The sequence below is a fragment of the Ruminococcus sp. 1001136sp1 genome, from assembly GCF_039841815.1.
GTDB lineage: Bacteria > Bacillota > Clostridia > Lachnospirales > Lachnospiraceae > Blautia_A > Blautia_A faecis.
Genome location: NZ_JBDPGY010000046.1, coordinates 4149 through 5731, shown reverse-complemented (window position 1 = coordinate 5731; position 1583 = coordinate 4149). Strand labels below are relative to the sequence as shown.

The following is a 1583-nucleotide window of genomic DNA, read 5'->3' as shown; positions in this document are numbered from 1 at the left end:
AAAGAGATTAGGTGAAAATGGAGAACGAACAGATAGTAATAGAATTAAAAGAACTTTTGTATATGGAATTCAGGCGATATTTATATCGAAGGAAAGCAAATGTAACCGCCCAGAGTATCTTGCTGGCGATCGGGTATAACATAAACAAGCTTCATCATAAGATTCAGGCAGGAAGGACAGGGCGGCATTTATTTCCACTCAAACAAACCGCCTGATTTTGACAGGTCAAAAGTAAATCCTGAAAACGAACCTTTTTCCAGAAAAGGTTTATTAAAGTTCGCCTTCTTGTAGAAACAGAATGAAAGGAGAGAATATTTCGCCTTAAAAACGGCAAAAAGATGCTGCCGCACCTATGATTTCCTAATCATTGATGCGACAGCCCCGACTATAAGGAGATTTCCTTAACCTTCAATGGCAATATAACCATCTTTTTCTATTTTCTCAGGTGCTTTCTTTGGCACGGACAGTTTCAGAATACCATCTTCATATTTTGCATGAATGTCTTCTTCGCTTACTGCATCGCCTACATAAAAGCTTCGGCACATGCTGCCCGCATAGCGTTCACGCCTGATATAATTACCTTCTTTATCTTTTTCATCTTTATCCAGTCCCTTTGCAGCAGAAAGTACCAGATAACCATCTTTCAGCTGTACCTGAATCTCGTCTTTCTTAAATCCCGGAAGATCGACATCCAGTTCATAGCTACCGTCTGTTTCACGGATATCCGTTTTCATCATGTTCTGCGCATGTTTACCATAAAGCGGATTCTTCTTGCCCCAAAACTCATCGTTAAACGGGAAGTTCATCCAATCATCATCAAATAAGTTTTCTCCAAAAATACTAGGCATTAACATAAGTCATATCTCCTTTTCATGACAAACAAATCTATATTCAAGTCTTTCGACTGTTACTTACAATTATATTTAAAGGGTACTGCCCGAAATCTTCGGGCAACACCACGAGCTTTTTATCAATCAGATGTTATCATTATCATTCAATGGTTATATATTTCGGATCATTGGAAACTGGTTTTGCTTCTTTCTTCGGAACAAACAGTTTCAGGATACCATGTTTGTATTCACCTTTAATGTCTTCCTGAGTCACTTCTTCGCCTACATAAAAGCTTCGCTCGCAGGCTCCTGCGTAACGTTCACGTCTGATGTAGTGTCCCTTCTTATCTTCATCGTCTTCATCCAGACCTTTTGCTGCACTGACAGTTAAGTAACCATCTTTCAATGCAACTTTGACTTCATCTTTCTTGAAGCCAGGAACATCAACAATCAGTTCATAACCTTCCGGTTTTTCCTTAATATCTGTCTTCAGGAGATTCTGTGCTCTTCTTCCGTACAGCTTCTTTTCCGCTTTCTTCTCATCTTTGTCATCATAATAGAATGGTGTAAAGAAATCATCAAATAAGTTTTCTCCAAAAATACTAGGCATTAACATAAGTCATATCTCCTTTCAAAAGCTCCCTAGATCTTCACGATCCAGTCTGCTGTATTATCATTTCTAGTTCTTCGAACATCTGGAATACCTTTTCTTTTATCTCTCTTCCTTTGTTCTATCTGTAATATAACACGTAT

Annotated in this window: 2 protein-coding genes; both read right to left on the bottom strand. The window is 38.3% G+C overall.

The window, feature by feature from the left end; translation table 11 throughout:
* Positions 1–401: 401 nt before the first annotated feature.
* Positions 402–854 carry an Hsp20/alpha crystallin family protein gene (locus tag ABHC48_RS20260; RefSeq protein ID WP_118584015.1) on the bottom strand — a complete coding sequence of 151 codons (453 nt, stop codon included), beginning with the start codon at positions 852–854 and terminating at the stop codon, positions 402–404.
* A gap of 136 nt (positions 855–990) precedes the next feature.
* Complete coding sequence (locus ABHC48_RS20255) at positions 991–1446, bottom strand: Hsp20/alpha crystallin family protein (protein WP_118254521.1); 456 nt, start codon at positions 1444–1446, stop codon at positions 991–993.
* Positions 1447–1583: the final 137 nt, after the last annotated feature.